Source organism: Xanthomonas sp. LMG 12462, assembly GCF_009192885.1.
Lineage (GTDB): Bacteria > Pseudomonadota > Gammaproteobacteria > Xanthomonadales > Xanthomonadaceae > Xanthomonas_A > Xanthomonas_A sontii.
Window position 1 is genome coordinate 1 of sequence record NZ_NMPP01000019.1, and the last position, 18,022, is coordinate 18,022.

General features: G+C 67.8%; 17 protein-coding genes and 1 pseudogene. 7 read left to right on the top strand and 11 right to left on the bottom strand.

Features of this window, described 5'->3' with window-relative positions; translation table 11 throughout:
• Window positions 1-259 precede the first annotated feature (259 nt).
• The 3 genes from CEK69_RS06265 to CEK69_RS06275 form a co-directional block, all read right to left on the bottom strand.
• Complete coding sequence (locus tag CEK69_RS06265) at window positions 260-748, bottom strand: 8-oxo-dGTP diphosphatase (protein ID WP_148828211.1); 489 nt, start codon at window positions 746-748, stop codon at window positions 260-262.
• Between the two features lie 69 nt (window positions 749-817).
• On the bottom strand, window positions 818-1,324 hold the full coding sequence (locus CEK69_RS06270; protein ID WP_017909496.1) for a DUF1249 domain-containing protein: 507 nt from the start codon (window positions 1,322-1,324) through the stop codon (window positions 818-820).
• Window positions 1,325-1,479: 155 nt separating this feature from the next.
• Window positions 1,480-2,301 (bottom strand): pyruvate, water dikinase regulatory protein, encoded by an 822-nt coding sequence (locus tag CEK69_RS06275; protein ID WP_010342958.1) that lies wholly within the window; start codon window positions 2,299-2,301, stop codon window positions 1,480-1,482.
• Window positions 2,302-2,446: 145 nt separating this feature from the next.
• Here CEK69_RS06275 and ppsA point away from each other — a divergent pair, with 145 nt between their 5' ends.
• Window positions 2,447-4,822 carry a phosphoenolpyruvate synthase gene (ppsA, locus tag CEK69_RS06280; RefSeq protein WP_017909495.1) on the top strand — a complete coding sequence of 792 codons (2,376 nt, stop codon included), beginning with the start codon at window positions 2,447-2,449 and terminating at the stop codon, window positions 4,820-4,822.
• 5 nt (window positions 4,823-4,827) lie between these two features.
• Entirely contained in the window at window positions 4,828-5,778 is a 951-nt protein-coding gene (locus CEK69_RS06285) for a mechanosensitive ion channel family protein (RefSeq protein WP_017909494.1), read from the top strand.
• A 99-nt stretch (window positions 5,779-5,877) separates the two neighbouring features.
• Here CEK69_RS06285 and orn read toward each other — a convergent pair whose 3' ends face one another.
• From orn to mntR, 3 genes are all read right to left on the bottom strand, one after another.
• A complete protein-coding gene (gene orn, locus CEK69_RS06290; protein ID WP_017909493.1) occupies window positions 5,878-6,450 on the bottom strand; it encodes an oligoribonuclease in 573 nt (190 codons plus the stop codon).
• Window positions 6,451-6,550: 100 nt separating this feature from the next.
• Window positions 6,551-7,051, bottom strand: coding sequence for a tRNA adenosine(34) deaminase TadA (gene tadA, locus CEK69_RS06295; protein WP_152244479.1), 501 nt, complete (start codon window positions 7,049-7,051; stop codon window positions 6,551-6,553).
• Entirely contained in the window at window positions 7,048-7,512 is a 465-nt protein-coding gene (mntR, locus tag CEK69_RS06300; protein ID WP_026143893.1) for a manganese-binding transcriptional regulator MntR, read from the bottom strand. The genes tadA and mntR overlap by 4 nt, the downstream gene beginning before the upstream one ends.
• A 225-nt stretch (window positions 7,513-7,737) precedes the next feature.
• Between mntR and CEK69_RS06305 the strand changes: the two genes are divergently transcribed.
• A complete protein-coding gene (locus tag CEK69_RS06305; protein WP_255424810.1) occupies window positions 7,738-9,009 on the top strand; it encodes an Nramp family divalent metal transporter in 1,272 nt (423 codons plus the stop codon).
• An 80-nt stretch (window positions 9,010-9,089) separates the two neighbouring features.
• Here the strand turns inward: CEK69_RS06305 and CEK69_RS06310 are convergent, their stop codons facing one another.
• From CEK69_RS06310 to CEK69_RS06320, 3 genes are all read right to left on the bottom strand, one after another.
• Window positions 9,090-9,455, bottom strand: a complete 366-nt coding sequence (locus tag CEK69_RS06310; protein WP_152244483.1) for a nuclear transport factor 2 family protein — start codon at window positions 9,453-9,455, stop codon at window positions 9,090-9,092.
• A gap of 225 nt (window positions 9,456-9,680) precedes the next feature.
• The gene (locus CEK69_RS06315) at window positions 9,681-10,133 is read right to left on the bottom strand and encodes a VOC family protein (RefSeq protein WP_152244485.1); all 453 of its coding nucleotides are present in this window, start codon (window positions 10,131-10,133) and stop codon (window positions 9,681-9,683) included.
• Between the two features lie 81 nt (window positions 10,134-10,214).
• Entirely contained in the window at window positions 10,215-11,045 is an 831-nt protein-coding gene (locus CEK69_RS06320; RefSeq protein WP_152244502.1) for an AraC family transcriptional regulator, read from the bottom strand.
• A gap of 562 nt (window positions 11,046-11,607) precedes the next feature.
• Here CEK69_RS06320 and CEK69_RS06325 point away from each other — a divergent pair.
• The gene (locus CEK69_RS06325; protein ID WP_193313917.1) at window positions 11,608-13,125 is read left to right on the top strand and encodes an MASE1 domain-containing protein; all 1,518 of its coding nucleotides are present in this window, start codon (window positions 11,608-11,610) and stop codon (window positions 13,123-13,125) included.
• On the opposite strand, the gene CEK69_RS06330 is transcribed toward CEK69_RS06325, so the two are convergent.
• Entirely contained in the window at window positions 13,109-13,528 is a 420-nt protein-coding gene (locus CEK69_RS06330) for a hypothetical protein (RefSeq protein ID WP_152238740.1), read from the bottom strand. The two genes, CEK69_RS06325 and CEK69_RS06330, sit on opposite strands and share 17 nt — an antisense overlap.
• A 260-nt stretch (window positions 13,529-13,788) precedes the next feature.
• Between CEK69_RS06330 and CEK69_RS06335 the strand changes: the two genes are divergently transcribed.
• Together CEK69_RS06335 and CEK69_RS06340 are read left to right on the top strand one after the other, a co-directional pair.
• Window positions 13,789-14,232 carry an Rrf2 family transcriptional regulator gene (locus CEK69_RS06335; protein WP_152244504.1) on the top strand — a complete coding sequence of 148 codons (444 nt, stop codon included), beginning with the start codon at window positions 13,789-13,791 and terminating at the stop codon, window positions 14,230-14,232.
• Between the two features lie 2 nt (window positions 14,233-14,234).
• The gene (locus CEK69_RS06340) at window positions 14,235-15,143 is read left to right on the top strand and encodes an NAD(P)/FAD-dependent oxidoreductase (RefSeq protein WP_152244506.1); all 909 of its coding nucleotides are present in this window, start codon (window positions 14,235-14,237) and stop codon (window positions 15,141-15,143) included.
• A gap of 160 nt (window positions 15,144-15,303) precedes the next feature.
• Here CEK69_RS06340 and CEK69_RS06345 read toward each other — a convergent pair whose 3' ends face one another.
• Window positions 15,304-17,469, bottom strand: coding sequence for an ATP-binding protein (locus tag CEK69_RS06345; RefSeq protein WP_148828998.1), 2,166 nt, complete (start codon window positions 17,467-17,469; stop codon window positions 15,304-15,306).
• A 382-nt stretch (window positions 17,470-17,851) separates the two neighbouring features.
• On the opposite strand from CEK69_RS06345, the pseudogene CEK69_RS21215 reads away from it, so the two are divergent.
• Window positions 17,852-17,989: pseudogene (locus CEK69_RS21215) on the top strand (GNAT family N-acetyltransferase); the annotation flags it as partial.
• Window positions 17,990-18,022: the final 33 nt, after the last annotated feature.

Here is an 18,022-nt window from a genome sequence, read left to right on the forward strand (position 1 = left end):
TCCGTACCCTCACCCCAACCCCTCTCCCGATGGGAGAGGGGCAATAACGCCTTAGCTCGCTGCAGCTGGCGCCGTAGACAACCCTTCTCCCACCGAGACCATGGATCCCCTTCTCCCGTCGGGAGAAGGTGCCCCGAAGGGGCGGATGAGGGGACGGGCGAAGCCTCGTGCAGCGTCTGGTCGCGCAAGTTGGATCGCGAGGGCTTCGCTCCGTACCCTCACCCCAACCCCTCTCCCGATGGGAGAGGGGCTTAGCGCGTCAGACCCGCGAGTAGCGCCAGGACTGCATGCGTCCGTCGCGGTATGGCATGACCCCGTGGAAGGGGCGCGGGTCGCCGTCGAACACCAGCGGCAGGAAATGGCGATCGCCCTCCCACAGCGGCAGCGTGTCCATCTGCGCGATCGGCACCCAGGCCAGCGTGCCCTCGGCGTTCTCGGCGAACGGCTCGCCGGCGTAGGCCTCGATCAGGAACACGAAGCCCAGCCAGTCCTCGCCGTGCTTGCCGAACCCCGGCCAGCTGATGGTGCCGCGCAACTGCAGCGCCTCGCAGGTGATGCCGGCCTCTTCCAGGATCTCGCGGCGCATGCCGGCCAGGACGTCCTCGTCCGCCTCCACCTTGCCGCCCAGGCCGTTGTACTTGCCCAGGTGATGGTCGCCGGGCCGGGCATTGCGATGGACCAGCAGCACCTGGCTGCGATCGGGCGAGAGTACGTAGCCCAAGGTGGCGACGATGGGGGTGTAAGGCATGCGACGAAGGCAGAGGACGACGGGCGCGCAGTATGCCGTAACCGCGCCGTCGCCTGGTCCAGCCTGTGGCTAGACGGCGGGCGTCGCGGCGTCCTGCGCCGCGCGCGGCAACGGCGGCGCCGACCGCAACGTGGCCACGCCGTGGCCGCGCTCGGCCAGGTATTCCAGCCATTTGCCGAGGAAGGTGTTCATGCGCATGCGGTGGCTGATCAGTTCCGCCGGCGGCGGGTACAGCCCCATCACGTCCTGCCAGCGGCGGCCGACATAGCAATGCGTGGTCTCGGCCTGGCGCGCGTCCAGGTACAGGCGCACGTAGGCCGACGGGTCCGGCTCGCCGGTCAGCGGGTCGCACAGATCGTAGGTCAGGCGCAGTTCGACGGTGTAGCGATGACGCTCGATCACGTCCAGGCGCAGGTCCAGGCCGTCGCCGATGCTGGACACGTAGCTGCCGGCGGCCAGGTCGGCCGGCACGAACAGGCGGTTCAGGTGCAGATAGTTCTCGGCGTACAACCCCATCAGCCAGCCGAAGCGGCTGAGCCGGGGGATGCGTTCGCTGCGGGTCATGGCGTGCTGCATGGACCGATCCTACACGCTGGATCGCGCCGGCGGCAGCATTGACGGATCGGCGCCAGCGGCCTACCGTGGAAATCCCTGCGAGGACGTGCGGAAATGCCGTCGCCGCCAGGAACGGCCCCGCCCGACCGGCGCGCGCTGGCCAGTCACAGCCTCTCTCAGAACATCTCGCGCTGTAGTCCCAGCGTCGCCAGCACCTTGCTGGAAATCTCCTCGATCGAGGTATGCGTGGTGCTCAGGGTCGGAATCCGCTCCATGCGGAACATGGTTTCGGCCGCCGCCACTTCGCGCCGGCAAGTCTCGGCGTTGGAGTAACGCGAATTCGGCCGCCGCTCCTGGCGGATCTGCTGCAGCCGCTCCGGATCGATGGTCAGCCCGAACAGCTTGTTGCGATAGGCGCGCAGCCGCGGTGGCAGCCGATCGCTCTCCAGGTCCTCGTCGGTCAGCGGATAGTTCGCCGCACGCACGCCGTAATGCAACGCCAGGTAGATGCAGGTCGGGGTCTTGCCCGCGCGCGACACCGCCACCAGGATCACGTCGGCTTCGTCGTAGGTGAGCGCGATGCCGTCGTCGTGCGCGAGCGCGAAGTTCATCGCGTTGATGCGGCGGTGGTAGGTCTCGAAGTCGACCAGACCGTGCGCCTGTCCCACACGCGAGTGCCGCGGCGCGTTCAATTCGCGCTCCAACGGCTCGATGAAGGGCGCGAACACGTCGAGCATCAGCGCCCCGCTCTCGGCCAGCAGCATGCTCAGTTGCGGATCGACGCAGGAGTTGACCACGATCGGCCGAACCTGATAGCGCTCCCCTGCGGCATGGATCCGCTGCGCGGCGTCGCGGGCTTTTTCCGGATCGTCGACGAACGACATGCGGTCGGTGACGAAGCTGAAACCGCTGAACTGGGTGAGCAGGCTATGCCCAATGGTTTCAGCGGTGATACCGGTTCCATCGGACACGTAGAACACCGGTCTGATCGTCGACATTGCCTGCATTCTCCTGGCTGAAACCCAACGGATGCGCCCGCTTCGCTTGTGCCGGCTCGGGTGCGCACTGCATCATATCGGCTTCTTCCCTCACGGACGCGGCCATTCAGCCCGCCTCGGGCGATGGCCTAACGGAGCATCGCGCTTGAACGAGAACATCCTGTGGTTGCATGAGCTGCGCCTGGCCGACCTGGCTCGCGTCGGTGGCAAGAATTCCTCCCTTGGCGAAATGATCGGCAACCTGGCGGGGCTCGGCGTATCGGTGCCCGGCGGCTTCGCCACCACGGCCGAAGCGTTCAAGGCCTTCGTCGCCCACAACGATCTGTACCAGCGCATCTTCGACAAGCTGGCCACGCTGGACGTGGAAGACGTGGGCGCGCTGACCGCCGCCGGCAAGGAAATCCGCGGCTGGGTGATCGACGCGCCGCTGCAGCCGGAGCTGGACCAGGCGATCCGCGACGCCTACGCACAGCTGTGCAACGAGAACGGTGGCGGCGACATCGCGGTCGCGGTACGTTCCTCGGCCACCGCCGAAGACCTGCCCGACGCCAGCTTCGCCGGCCAGCAGGAGACCTTCCTCAACGTGACCGGCGCCGACGACGTGGTGCACAAGGTCAAGGAAGTCTTCGCCAGCCTCTACAACGACCGCGCCATCGCCTACCGCGTGCACCACGGCTTCAAGCACGAGGACGTGTTCCTGTCGGCCGGTGTGCAGCTGATGGTGCGCTCCGGCGTCGGCGCCTCCGGCGTACTGTTCACCCTGGACACCGAGTCCGGTTTCCGCGACGTGGTGTTCGTTACCTCGAGCTTCGGCCTGGGCGAAATGGTCGTGCAGGGCGCGGTCAATCCCGACGAGTTCTACGTCTACAAGCCCACCCTGAAGGCCGGCAAGCCGGCGATCCTGCGCCGCTCGCTGGGCAGCAAGCTGATCCGCATGGTGTATTCGGACGTGCCGGGCGAGCGCGTGCGCATCGAGGACACCCCGGCGCAGTTGCGCAACACCTTCTCGATCAACGACGAAGACGTGCAGGAACTGGCCAAGCAGGCGCTGGTGATCGAGCAGCACTACCAGCGGCCGATGGACATCGAGTGGGCGAAGGACGGCGTCAGCGGCAAGCTGTTCATCGTGCAGGCGCGCCCGGAGACGGTGAAGTCGCGCGGCCACGCCACCCAGATCGAACGCTTCGCGCTGCAGCAGCGCGGCGAGGTGATCGCCGAAGGCCGTGCCATCGGCCAGAAGATCGGCGCCGGCGTCGCCCGCGTGGTGCGCAGCCTGGAGGACATGAACCGGGTGCAGCCCGGCGACGTGCTGGTCGCGGACATGACCGATCCCGATTGGGAGCCGGTGATGAAGCGCGCTTCGGCGATCGTCACCAACCGCGGCGGCCGCACCTGCCACGCGGCGATCATCGCCCGCGAACTGGGCGTGCCGGCGGTGGTCGGCACCGGCAATGCGATGGAGCTGGTCGAGGACGGCAAGGAAGTCACGGTCAGCTGCGCCGAAGGCGATACCGGCTACATCTATGGCGAGCGTCTGCCGTTCGAGCGCACCACCACGGACCTGGGCAACATGCCGCCGGCGCCGCTGAAGATCATGATGAACGTGGCCAATCCGGAGCGCGCGTTCGACTTCGGCCAGTTGCCCAACGCCGGCATCGGCCTGGCGCGCCTGGAGATGATCATCGCCGCGCACATCGGCATCCATCCCAACGCGCTGCTGGAATACGCCAAGCAGGACGCGGCGACCAAGAAGAAGATCGACGAGAAGATCGCCGGCTACGCCGACCCGGTGAGCTTCTACGTCAATCGCCTGGCCGAAGGCATCGCCACGCTGACCGCGTCGGTGGCGCCGCACCCGGTGATCGTGCGCCTGTCGGACTTCAAGTCCAACGAGTACGCCAACCTGATCGGCGGCAGCAACTACGAACCGCACGAAGAAAACCCGATGATCGGCTTCCGCGGCGCCAGCCGCTACGTCGATCCGAGCTTCGCCGCCGCGTTCGCGCTGGAATGCAAGGCGGTGCTCAAGGTCCGCAACGAGATGGGCCTGGACAACATGTGGGTCATGATCCCGTTCGTGCGCACCCTCGAGGAAGGCCGCAAGGTCGTCGAGGTGTTGGCCAGCAACGGCCTGCGCCAGGGTGAGAACGGCCTGAAGATCATCATGATGTGCGAAGTGCCGTCGAACGCGCTGCTGGCCGAGGAATTCCTGGAGATCTTCGACGGCTTCTCGATCGGCTCCAACGATCTCACCCAGCTCACCCTGGGCCTGGACCGCGACTCCTCGATCGTGGCGCACCTGTTCGACGAGCGCAATCCGGCGGTCAAGAAGATGCTGTCGATGGCGATCAAGGCCGCGCGCGCCAAGGGCAAGTACGTGGGCATCTGCGGCCAGGGTCCGTCGGATCACCCGGACCTGGCCGAGTGGCTGATGCAGGAAGGCATCGAATCGGTCTCGTTGAACCCCGACACCGTGGTCGACACCTGGCTGCGCCTGGCCAAGCTGAAGAGCAAGGGGTGATGCCGATGCAGTCGTGGCTGACGGCACTGACGGCGGCCACGACCGCTGCGCCGGCGACGCGGGCGGCGCGCCCGTTCGACTGGCGGACGTTGGACTGGGCGCAATACGCGCTCAACTGGGGCGTGGCGATCCTGATCCTGGTGGTCGGGATGTGGATCGCCAAGCGCCTGAGCGAATGGCTGCGCAGCGCCCTGCTGCGCGCACGGGTGGAAGCCACGCTCAGCAATTTCCTGCGCAACGTCGCCTATGCGTTGATGCTGGTGCTGGTGCTGGTCACCGCGCTGCAGAAGATCGGCGTGCCGCCGACCTCGCTGTTCGCCGTGCTCGGCGCCGCCGGCCTGGCGGTGGGCCTGGCGCTGAAGGATTCGCTGTCCAACATCGCCTCCGGGGTCATGCTGATCGTGCTGCGGCCGATGCGCGACGGCGACCACGTGGTGGTGGCCGGCCAGGAAGGCGTGGTCGACGAGATCCGGATCTTCCAGACCCGCATCCGCACCTTCGACGAGCGCATGGTGACCCTGCCCAACAGCACCATTACCACTGCGCCGATCGTCAACTACAGCACCCTGCCCAACCGTCGCCTGGAGATCACCGTCGGCGTCGGCTACGGCGACGACCTGAAGAAGGCGCAGGAGCTGTTGCTGAAGATCGCCCAGGACAATCCAAACATCCTGAAGACGCCCGCCCCGTTCGTGCAGGTGACCAACCTGGGCGAGAGCACGGTGGACCTGATGCTGTTCGGCTACGCCAAGAACAGCGATTTCGGCGCGGCCAAGAGCAGCACGCTGGAGCAGATCCGCAACCAGTTGCTGGAGAACGGGCTGAGCATTCCGTATCCGCAGCGCGACCTGCACGTGTACCACCACGATGCCGACGGCCGCCCGATCGCCGAGCTGCTGACCAAGGGCGTCACCGACGACGGCGAAACCAAGCCGGGACCGCCGCTGGCGCGCTGAGCGGCGGCGTCAGCGCCTGCATTCCCTGCGCGACTGGTATCCGCCCGACGATCGTCTGGCGGTGCGCCGCATGCTCTCTAACAGCATCAGGATCGCGGATCAGCCCTCGCCCTGCCCGCCCAACGTGCCCATGAACGGACGGTAGTAACGCAGTTCGTCGATGGAATCGTGCACGTCGCTGAGCGCGGTGTGCGAGGAGGTCTTGGTCAGGCCGGCCGACACCGTCGGCGCCCAGCGCCGCGCCAGTTCCTTCAGCGTCGACACGTCCAGGTTGCGATAGTGGAAGAACCGCTCCAGCCGCGGCATCTGCCGGTGCAGGAAACGCCGGTCCTGGCAGATCGAGTTGCCGCACATCGGCGAAGTGCCGGGCTTGCACCACTGGGTCAGGAACGCCATGGTCTCGGCCTCGGCCTGGGCCAGCGTGACCTGGCTGTCGAGCACGCGCTGCCACAGGCCGGAGTGGCGGTGCTGGTTGCGGTTCCACTCGTCCATCGCCTCCAGCGTCTGCAGCGGATGGGCGATGGCGAACTCCGGGCCCTCGGCGAGCACGTTGAGTTGCGCGTCGGTCACCACCGTGGCGATTTCGATGATCGAATCGCGATCGGTATCCAAGCCGGTCATTTCCAGATCGATCCAGATCAGCCGATCGTTCGCCACGTGCGCTTGCGCCATATCACCGTCCTGTCGTTCGCGGCGGCGAGGCCGGCGCGGAAGTGTCGTATCAGGCTTCAATGATACCGCGCGGCCTGCGCGACCGGCAGGGGCTGGCCGCTCACGTGCCCAGCGGCGGCTTGCCGCGCTTGGCGCGGAAATAGTTGGTCAGGCGCGTGCTCGCCTCTCCCGCCAGGACCCCGCCGCGGACCTGCACGCGGTGGTTGTGGCGCGGATCGGCGAGCAGGTCGAACACGCTGCCGCAGGCCCCGGTCTTGGGATCGGTGGCGGCATAGACCAGTTCCGCCACCCGCGCATGCACCACCGCCATCGCGCACATCGCGCACGGCTCCAGGGTGACGTACAGGCGGCTGCCGACCAGGCGGTGATTGCCGAGCCGGCGGCCGGCCTGGCGCAGCGCGACGATCTCGGCATGCGCGCTGGGATCGTGTTCGGCGATGTTGAGGTTCCAGCCCTCGCCCAGCACCTCGTCCTCGGCCGAGACCAGCACCGCGCCGACCGGAATCTCGTCGAACTCGCGCTCGGCACGCTCGGCCAGGGCCAGCGCATGGCGCATCCAATGTACGTCGCGCGCCAGTTGCGCGTCGTCACCGACGCTCATCGCGACGCGCCGTGCTTGCGCACGAACTCGGCGAAGACCGCCAGCGTCGCTTCGCTGACGTGATGCTCGATGCCCTCGGCATCGCGGCGCGCGGTGTCGGCATCGATGCCCAGGGCCAGCAGGAATTGCTCCACGGTCTGGTGGCGCTGCCGGCTGGCCGCGGCCAGCGCCTCGCCCTCGGCGGTCAGGAACACGCCGCGATACGGACGCTGTACCACCCAGCCGCCCTTGACCAGGCGTTTGAGCATCTTGGCCACGGTGGGCTGGGCCACGCCCAGGCGCGCGGCGATATCCACCTGCCGCGCTTCGCCACCGTCGGCGAGCAGGTCGGAAATCAACTCCACGTAGTCCTCGATTAGCTCCAGGCGGTGTGCCTCGCGCACCTGGCGGAAGCTTTCGACCTGCACTTCGGCGTCGAGCAGCACCGCCGGCGGCGCCATCGACTTCCCGCTTTTCTGCATCGCAACGCCCTTGTCCTGTGCCGGCGCCCGCCGGCCACCCGCCTATTCTGGCCGAATCCGGGCTATCGCAGCGATCTGAATTGCCAATGCTAATCCATATAGCACCTGCTATATACTCGTTCGCACCCCGCCCCACGTGTCATTGCCATGGCCGCCCCCCTGCCCCTGCCGAGTTCCGCTGCCACGCACGCCAGCCGTGGCGAGGCGCGTCCCAGCCTGGGCGCGATGCATGCCAGCGTGGCCGTGCCGCGCAGCGGCCTGGGCTGGCGCCGCTTCCTGGCCTTCCTCGGGCCCGGCTACATGGTCTCGGTCGGCTACATGGATCCGGGCAACTGGGCGACCGACATCGCCGGTGGCTCGCACTTCGGCTACCTGCTGCTGTCGGTGATCCTGCTGTCCAACCTGATGGCGATCGTGCTGCAGGGCCTGGCCGCGCGCCTGGGCATCGCCACCGGTCTGGACCTCGCCCAGGCCTGCCGTGCGCACTACTCCAAGCCGGTGAACTTCCTGTTGTGGCTGGCCTGCGAAACGGCCATCGTCGCCTGCGACCTGGCCGAAGTGATCGGCACGGCGATCGCGCTGAAGCTGCTGTTCGGCATCCCGCTCACCGCTGGCGCGATCATCACCTCGATCGACGCGCTGCTGGTGCTGTTCCTGATGCGCCGCGGCTTCCGCGCGCTGGAGGCGTTCGTGATCGCCCTGCTGACGGTGATCTTCGCCTGCTTCCTGGTGCAGATCGTGCTGGCCGCGCCGCCGCTGCGCGAGGTGCTGTCAGGCTTCATCCCGCGTGCGCAGGTGGTGACCGATCCGGCCGCGCTGTACCTGGCGATCGGCATCATCGGCGCGACGGTGATGCCGCACAACCTGTACCTGCATTCCTCGATCGTGCAGACCCGCGCCTACGAGCGCACCGACCAGGGCCGCCGCTCGGCGCTGCGCTGGGCGCTGGCCGACAGCACCATCGCGCTGAGCCTGGCGCTGTTCGTCAACGCCGCGATCCTGATCCTGGCCGCCGCGGTGTTCCATGCGCACGGCCGCACCGACGTGCAGGAGATCGAACAGGCCCACGAATTGCTCGCGCCGATGCTCGGCGTCGGCCTGGCCTCGACCCTGTTCGCGGTCGCGCTTCTGGCCTCCGGCATCAATTCCACCGTCACCGCCACCCTGGCCGGGCAGATCGTGATGGAAGGCTTTTTGCACCTGCGGCTGCCGCCGTGGGCGCGGCGCCTGCTGACCCGTGGCCTGGCGATCGTGCCGGTGGTCGCGGTGACCTCGCTGTACGGCGAACAGGGCACCGCCAAGCTGCTGGTGCTGAGCCAGGTGGTGCTGTCGATGCAGTTGCCGTTTGCGGTGATCCCGCTGGTGCGCTTCGTCACCGACAAGCAGCGGATGGGACCACTGGTGGTGCGCCGCGGGCTGGCCTGGCTGGCCTGGACGATCGCCGCGCTGATCGTGGTGCTCAATCTGAAGCTGCTGGCAGATACGTTGTTGCACTGAGCGATCCCGCCGCCGACGCCGTGCGCAGACGCGGACAGGATGGCCGCGCTGCGAACGGACGTCCGAGCACATGCGCGTCGCTACCTGTCCTGGGCTGCTGCCAGCGGCACCACGTACGCCTCCAGTTCCGCCATCCGCCCATCGCGAAACCGCCAGACGTCGCAGTAGGAGAACCGCGACGTCCCGGCGTCGCCAGTCTCGAGCGTGATCTGGCCGAGGGCCACGACGTGGCCGTCGCCGATGATGTACTTGCGAACGTCGAACTGCGGCGGCTGCCGGTAGGCCTCGGCCATCCACTCCCTGACCGCCTGCTTGCCCCGCAATGTGCGCTCGCCGATGAAGTGCCAGGTCGTATCTTCGGTGCAATGGGCGAGGAAGCCTTCGTAATCGCCGGCGGCGATGGCGGCGTTCGCGGCCTGCAGGACGTGCTGGTTCGCCTCGGTCATCGGATGGCCTCCTCTGGCTGGGAACGGTCGAGATGGCGCCAACCTAGCGTCGCCTGTGTCACACCTGCGTACACGCCTCAGCGGCTCGCCGCGCGAGCGACCGGCGACGCACGCAAGCGTTGCAACGACCCGGCACAGAAGTCTCGTGCGTCGGCAGTGACGGCGAAACCGGGGTTCCTGCCGGCACGCACCGGCATGCACGGGCGCTGACGATCTCGCGCCCCCTCAGATTTTCGGTGCTTTCGCGAACAGCGCCGTATAACGCCGCTGCATCTCCTCCGGCGTCACCGACTCGATCGCATGGCCGATCAGCCAGCGGTGGCCGAAGGGATCGCGCACGGTGCCGGAGCGTTCGCCGTAGAAGTGGTCCTGCATGCCGCGCTCGAGCGTGCCGCCCGCCGCGACCGCGCGGGCGACCAACGCGTCGGCATCGTCCACATGCAGGTGCAGCGTGACCGGCGTGGCGTCAAGGTGTTCGGGGCTGCGTACGCCCATGTCCGGATACTCCTCCGACAGCATCAGGATGTGGCCATCGAGATCCACCTCGGCATGACCGATACGTCCATCGGGCTCGGTAAGGCGGAACAGTTCGCGCGCACCAAACGCGCGCGCGTAGAACGCCATCGCGGCGGCGGCGTCGCGCACGCACAGATAGGCATACAGTTCGTGGATCGCCATGGCATGTCCTCGTGTGGGCCAGGTGCCCATTGTGGAATCCTGGGTGCGCCGCGTCTTGCAGGAAATTGACCTGCGCCGCGATCAGCGCGGCACATGCCGGGGGGCGGCGGGATCGGCCGCCCGCCGCCAGGCGGACGGGGTGACACCGGCCACGCTGCGGAAGGTGTTGGCCAAGTGCGCCTGGTCGGCGAAGCCGCTGGCGGCGGCAATGTCGGCCCAGCCCAGCGAGCGGTCGCACGCCAGGTCCAGCGCGTGCGAGAAGCGTTGCAGCCGCAGCCAGGCGTTCGGTGCCAGACCGGTCGCCTGCCGGAACAGGGCGATGCAATGCCGATGGCTGAGTCCGCTGGCGCGCACCAGGGTCTCCACGCGCACGTCCGGGTGCCAGCCACCGGAACGCAGCACGCGCAGCGCCGGATGCCGCACGGGCGGGCGGCCGCCGGCGCGGTCGACCAGCCACCGTTCGAAGGCAGCCAGGCGCGCCGGCGCCTCGGCGCATGCGTGCAACCGCTCCAGCAGCGCATCGACCTCGCCGGCAGGCAGCAGCAGCTCCAGCGGCGTGTGGTGCCCGGCCAACGCGGATTCGGGCACGCCGAGCAGCACGCTGGTGGCGCCTGGACGCAACATCGCACCGACCGAGACCGCAGGCTGCGTGACATCGCGCACGTGATACGCCGTGCGTACCCCACCCACCACCGCGTGGCCGAGGCAATGGCCGCGCAGGTCGGCCGCGTGGTCGAACACCCGCAACGGTGCACCGCCGATCCGCACGGCGAGATGCGTGGCACCGGTCGGCAGCACGTGCTCGCGCGCAGGCAGCCGCACGGCCGCCGACACCGGTGCGGACTCGTGCGCCCATACCGCTGTCACCAGACCGCGCAATGCGGAAACGGGAGGTCGATGCATGGACGCCATGGCGCGATGCTACGCCTGTCACCGGCCCCGTCGGTAGTCCGCCCGACGACGCGCCTCCGCCGCCACTCCCGACGCGATGATCGAGCGCTGTCGCACAGGCTCGGTGCACGTCGCCGGCATCGCCCCGATTCGGTCACGCAGGAATATCGGACGCCCTCGGAATGCCTCCGCGACGCACCTGCAGTGATCATGCCGCATCCGTTTTGGCAGGTCGTTTCAGGTTTGCTGGCGCACATCCTTGCTCCGCTGTCGCAGTCACTTTCGAGGAGCACGTGGCCATGCATCATCGCACCTAGCCATGCTCGCGTGGCTCGACATCGAAGCGGTCGAAGACGTGCTGCCACCTGCACGAGCGACGCGCAGCATCACGCAGACGAAACAGCGGCACGACTGCAAGCGCCCCCTTGCCGGCTCGCGAATCCGGGCGAAAGAACACCCGACATTCGCCTGCATGCGCCGCGCACCTGCGACGCATCTCACACTGTCGTCGACACCGCCAACTGTCTACCCTCGCCGCCGATCCGGCTTATACAGTAGCCGCGACATACCACGGATGGCGGGAATGGCCGCGGCAAGAGATATCGCCAAAGGCGTTCTACTGAGCGCCACTTACTGCGCCGCCTTCCTGCTGGCCTGGCGGTGTTCCGTGGACCAGTGGTATCTGCCGGCCGGCGTGCGCGTCGCGAGCCTGCTGTTCCTACCCGCACGGCGCTGGCCGTGGTTGCTGGCCGGCGATGCCGCCGCGCTGCTGACATTGCGCATTCCCATGAGCGAGACCTGGGGCGCGAGTGCCACCTGGGCATACCTGAGTCCGTTCCTGCTGATGCCCGCCGTGTCGCTGCTGCCGGTCCTGGCGCGTCAGCGGGTGCCTGACCTGGCACGCAACGATCACTGGCTGCTGCCGCTGACGCTGGCGACCGCGCTGTGGAGCACGCTCTGCAACATCGCGATCAACACCGCGCTGGGCGGCCCCGCCGGGCCGGCGCCGCTCGATGTGCTGCTGCGCTACTGGCTTGGCGACTACCTGGGCACCTTGATGTTCGTGCTGCCGGCGTTGCTGTGGCTGCGCCGGGACGAACCCACGCGACTGCGGGCCTCGCTGTTGCGCGAGGGGCTGGCGTCGATCGCCGTGGTCGTCGTGCTGTCGGCGTCGATCGCCGTGGCCGGCGACGCGCTGCTGCGACAGTTGCTGATGGTCCTGCTGGTGGTCCCGGCGATCGTACTGACGCTGCGCCATGGCTGGCGGGGCGCGGCGCTCGGCGTGGTCATGGCGAACGTTGCGGTGGCCCTGTCCATGCCCAAGGTCGTCGCACCGGGCATGCACGATGCCGATGCGTTCGTGGTGCAGATCCTGCTCGCCGCCACCGCCACGGTGATGTTCGCGTTCGGATCACGGATTTCCGCCGCCTATCGGCACATGCGCGACGACGGACGCCTGCGCGAACAGGCGCTGGCCTTCGCACAGGCCGGCTACCTCTCCGCCGAACGCACGCTGCGCCGACGGGTGGTCGACTACACCGACCTCAGCACCCAGATCAACAAGCTGCGCCGCGATGTGGTGGAAGATCTGCGCGCACGCGGCCATTACGCCGCCGCCATGCAGATGACCCGCACCGGCGTGATCCAGGCGCAGTTGCTGGACGAGTACGTCACCGCGCTCTACCCCCTCGGTATCGAGACGCATGGGCTGTACCACACGCTGCACTCGCCGACCTTCGCCAACCTGTGCGCCACGGAGTTCCGCTGCCGCCTGCATGGCGATCCGCGGCGCCTCTCGCTGGGTCTGCAACTGGTGGCCTATCGCTGCATCCTCGACGCCATCGAGACGCTGCCCGTGGCCCACACGCATCTGCTGCAGGCAAGGGTATGGCGTGCGAAAGGACGACAGGGCATCGCCATCCGCATCACCGCCGATGCGGCGATGCTGAGTGCGTTGCGGCGCCGTCCGGAAGCGCCAGACCGGGAACTGGCGGTCCGCCTGCAGGCGCATGGCGGCACCTGCCGGCGCCGCCATGCGTTGAGCTTCAGCTTTCTGGTGTCCGAAAGCCCGACCTCCGGCAGCCTCACTCCACCGCCGTGACCTCCCACGCGTCACCGCGTGCATCCGAGCGCAGGCGAACCACCACATCGGCCGTCCGGTAGATCACGCGCGACGGCATCGCAGGCGATGCCGTCAGCGAGACCCGCGCCACGTCACTGCCCATCGGCAGCACCCACAGGGTCTTGCCGATGCGGCCGACCGCGGCACGCACCACACCGCTGGCGTCGTTGATCTGCAGGTAGTTCACGCCATCGCGCGAGAACGCGTAGACGCGCCAGGCCGAATCCGTGGCCAGATTCAGCGCCTTGGGCACGCTTTCGCCGAGTCCCTTGCCCACCACCCCGTGCCCGCCAGAGGGACAGCAGGACTGTGCCTGCGCCTGAAAGGACAACGCCAGCCCCGCCGCCGCCATGATCGCCAAGCCCTTCGCCTTCGTCTTCATTCCATGTTCCTTTCCCATCCGGGGAATTCCGCCTGCATCTCAGGCTGGATCAAGGTACGTGGTCCGGGGCGTGAAGCGGTCGACAAACAGCGCCGCGGCCATGGCGCCCGACCAGGTCGTTACCTGTCCACGATGAACAAGCGCCCTGCCACCGACCCCAGCGCACCCGCAATCGCGGCGGATCCGGTTGCACGCGATCGACCACGCCGGAACGCAGGTCGTGCTTGACCCGCCACGCATTTCGAAACATCATTAGTTACATGAAGCGCGACAGCCGCCTGTCCTCCGTCCTGCATGCCCTGCTGCACATGGCCGAGCACGAGGGCCCCATGACCTCCGACGCCCTGGCCCAGTGCCTGGGCACCAACCCCGTCGTGGTCCGGCGCACGATGGGTTACCTGCGCGAAGCCGGCATCGTGACCTCGGACCGCGGGCACGCCGGCGGGTGGCGCATCCATGCCGACCTGGCCACGGTCACCCTGCGCCAGTTGCACGAGGCACTGGGCGAACCGGCCCTGTTCGCCATCGGCAATCGCCACGAATCCCCGGAGTGCCTGGTTGAGCAAGCGGTGAATGCCGCACTCGAGGGAACGTTCGCAGAGGCAGAGGCGTTGCTGTTGAAGCGGCTTTCGGACATCACCCTTGCCGACCTGGCCGCCGACTTCGCGCGCCGGCATGCGGCGGCACGACGGACGAGGAGTTAGGCATGCACCACGACATCATCGTCATCGGCGGCAGCTATGCGGGCATGGCCGCCGCCCTGCAACTGCTGCGAGCGCGGCGTTCCGTGCTGGTGATCGATGCGGGCCAGCGCCGCAATCGCACGGCCCGCCATGCACATGGCTTCCTCGGCCAGGACGGCGTGCCGCCGGACGCCATCGCGGCGACCGCGCGCCAGCAGCTCGACGCCTATCCGACGCTGGCCTGGCTCGACGCCCATGCCCTGACCGCCACCGGCTCCCTGGACGCCTTCAGCGTGACCACCTCCGATGGCGGCACGCACCAAGGCAGTCGCATCCTGCTGGCCACCGGCGTCGCCGACCGGCTTCCGGCCGTCGACGGTCTTGCCGAACGCTGGGGCACTGCGGTCTTCCACTGCCCGTACTGCCACGGCTACGAGCTGGACCAGGGCCGCATCGGCATCGTCGGCGCCGGCCCGCTGTCCGCGCACCAGGCCGAACTGCTCACCGAATGGGGCAACGTGACCTTGCTCGTCAACGATGCGCTGCAACTGGACGACGCGGCCAGGGCCCGCCTGATCGACCGCAGCGTGGCGATCGAGGAGGCGCCCATCGACAGGATCGAGGGGCATGCCGACGTGGTCCTGGCCGACGGCCGGCGGCTGACCTTCGCCGGCCTGTTCACGGCCCCGCGCACCGTCCCGTCCGGCTCCCTCGCCGAAGCCATGGGCTGCCAGCTGGAAGAGACGCCGATGGGCCTCCAGGTCCGCATCGACGCCGAGCACAGGACCTCGGTGGCCGGCGTCTTCGCCTGCGGCGACCTGGCGAAAGCGCCGCATTCGCTGTCACTGGCCGTCGCCAGCGGCGCCATGGCAGGCTCGCAGGTTCACCGCTCGCTGGTATGGCCGGAGACCTTCGCCGCGCCGCCAGCATAAGCCTGCACGGGATGATGTCCTGCTCAGATCTGGTGGCCATGTCGGGCCACGCCAAGCGAACCACGTAGATACGGTCATGCCACGTGTAGCGGTTCAGCCGCGCTGCACATCACCCGTAGGCTCCACACACTGGACGCTGCAGACGCCGAACCTGACCAGGTCAGTCCAGCCCGGCAAACAGGCCATGCAACTCGGCAAATCCCACCGGTTTGACCAGGTGCGCGTCGAACCCGGCCCGCGCCGAATCCTGGCGATCGCCGTCCTGCCCCCAGCCGGTCAGCGCGACGATGGTGATGTCCCTGCCCCAATCGCAGTCGCGGATGCGGCGGCACGCTTCGTGCCCGTCCATGCCGGGCATGCCGATGTCCATCAGGATCACCTCGGGGCGCACGCGTGCGCCCAACGCCAGCGCTTCCTCTCCGCCTCCCGCGGTGCGCACGTCATGTCCGTCCAGTTCCAGCAGCGCGGCCAGCGCCAGCGCGATGTCCGCATTGTCGTCGACCACCAGGATCCGGCGCACGGTTGGTGCCGGCCTGACATCTCCCGTGCCCGACACTGCGGCAGGCGCGGCGTCGGAGGGGAGCCGCACGACGAACGTGCTGCCCTTCCCTGCCCCCTCGCTGCGTGCCTCGACAGTGCCACCATGCATCTCGACCAGTTGCCTGACCAGCATCAGGCCGATGCCAAGCCCGCCTTGCGCACGCTCCAGCGTGCGGTCCACCTGGGTGAACAGTTCGAAGATGGCGTCGATCTTGTCCGGTGGGATGCCGGAACCGTTGTCCTGCACCACGACTTCGGCGCTGCCCTCGATCGCGTCGACCCGAACCTCGATGTCTCCCCCGGGAGGCGTGTACTTGCACGCATTGGTGAGCAGGTTTCCGAACACCTGGGTCAGACGAATCGGATCGCCCTGCAGCGGCAGCGGCGCCTCCGGCAACACCACACGCAACCGATGCCGCTGCTGGTCCAGCGCAGGACGGCAGACCTCGACCGCCTGCTGGATCACCTCTGCCAGCAGCAGCGGCTCGCGCCGCAGCTCCAGCTTGCCCTGCTTGATGCGGTTGACGTCGAGCAGATCGTCCACCAGCCGCATCAGATGCCGCACCTGCCGCTCCATGACCTCCTGCGCCTTCCGCGACAGCGCTTCGTTGCCATGCGAGCGCTTGAGCACTTCCAGCATGTTGCGCAACGGCGCCAGCGGGTTGCGCAGTTCGTGCGCAAGCATGGCCAGGAACTCGTCCTTGCGTCGCCGCTCCTGCGCCAGCTCCGCCTCGATCTGATGGCGCTCCACCAGTTCGGCGGCCTGCCGGGCGAGCAGGTCGATGTAGCGCAGCGCGTCCGGGTCGGGGCCGCCCGGCCAGCGGTAATGGTTGTTGAGCATGCCCAGCAGCCGACCATCGCGGCTGAGCAATGGCGTGCACTGGATGGAACGGATCTGGTCCTCCATTACGATCTCCAGACCCAACGTCCCCTGCAGACCTTCCAGCTTCTCCACGTCGGCCACGACCAGGCGCTGCACCTGCTTTGCCGCTTTCCCGCAACTGGCGTCCCATCCATCCTCGCGGAAATGCTCGACCAGCCGCGCCCCCAGGCCCTGATGCACGACGATCCGCAGGGTTTTCTTGACCGGATCGAAGATCTGGATATTGCCCTTGTCGGTGCCCGAGATGTCGGCGGCCGCGGCAAGGATCTTCTGCAGCAGCGGCTCGAACTCCCCTGGCCCGACCAGTTCGGCACTCAATTCCTGCAGCCGGGCGAGCGCGGCCATTTCCTTGCGCAGATGCGCGGCTGCCCGTTCCCGCTCCACCACGATGCTGGTCGCCAGTGCGCCGAATTCGGCGACCTTGCGCTCCCACGCGTTGGCCTGCCGCGCCTCGGAAAGACACAGGAAGAACGATCCGACCGCCTTGCCGCCCTGCCCGATCGCCGGGTGCGAATAGCACGCCAGAATGCCGTTTTCCAGGCAAAGCGAGCGCCAGGGTGCGGCCCACTGCGACGCATGTTCCACGTCCTCGCACTCGACCGGATGCCCCTCGTGGATGGCGGTGCCGCAGGTGCCGATGAGCGCCTCCCCGATCGGCAGGCCGCGGATGGCCGCGGCGAATGCAGGAGGAAAGTGCGACGAGTAACCATCGCCCATCGTGCGGCGGTCCCGGCTCGCCAGCAGCACACAGGCGCGGGCGTCGGGAACAAGCCGGCCGACGGCATCGGTGAGCGCATCCAGGCACTCGGCCATGGGCGCCCCAGACGCGATCATCAGCAACGCCTTACGCTGCTCCGCATCCAGTTGCGCATCACGCTGGGCCTGAGCCAGTTCTCGGTACACGTGCACCTATCTACGATCGCCGCAGCGGTGTTAATGGATAACACTGGAGACGATTCGTCATGAATGACACCGAGATCCGCCGAAAGCACGGCCGCCACGGTCCGTCGGAAGGCCATGTTGGCATAGGTGCCGCGTGAAGCGTGTGCGACGTGCATCAAGGTCTGCAGCCGAAGCTGCGTTTGGAATGTCTTGGGACGCAGCCCTCGGCGCCAGCGCTCCGCGCCGGCACCGATCCCGATCCTACTCACGCGAGGTCCAGCCCCTGCACTATCCGGCGCCATGCGATCTGCAGATCTCAGGACACGCGGCGCACCTGCTCCACGTCAGCGCGAGCCGCCGCCTTGGACGGCACCCACGCAACACGGTCATGCGCAAGAGGATCGTGACGAGGCACGTCAACGAACAGAATCATCAGGCTGTCGGCTTCTACGAAAGGATGGGCTTCAGGCGCACAGGCCGGTCCCCGCGCGACCACCAGGGCAAGCCCTATCCACTCATCCACCTTGAATACGCGCCTTAGGCGCACTGTGGCATAGCGCTCGCGGCCTACGCA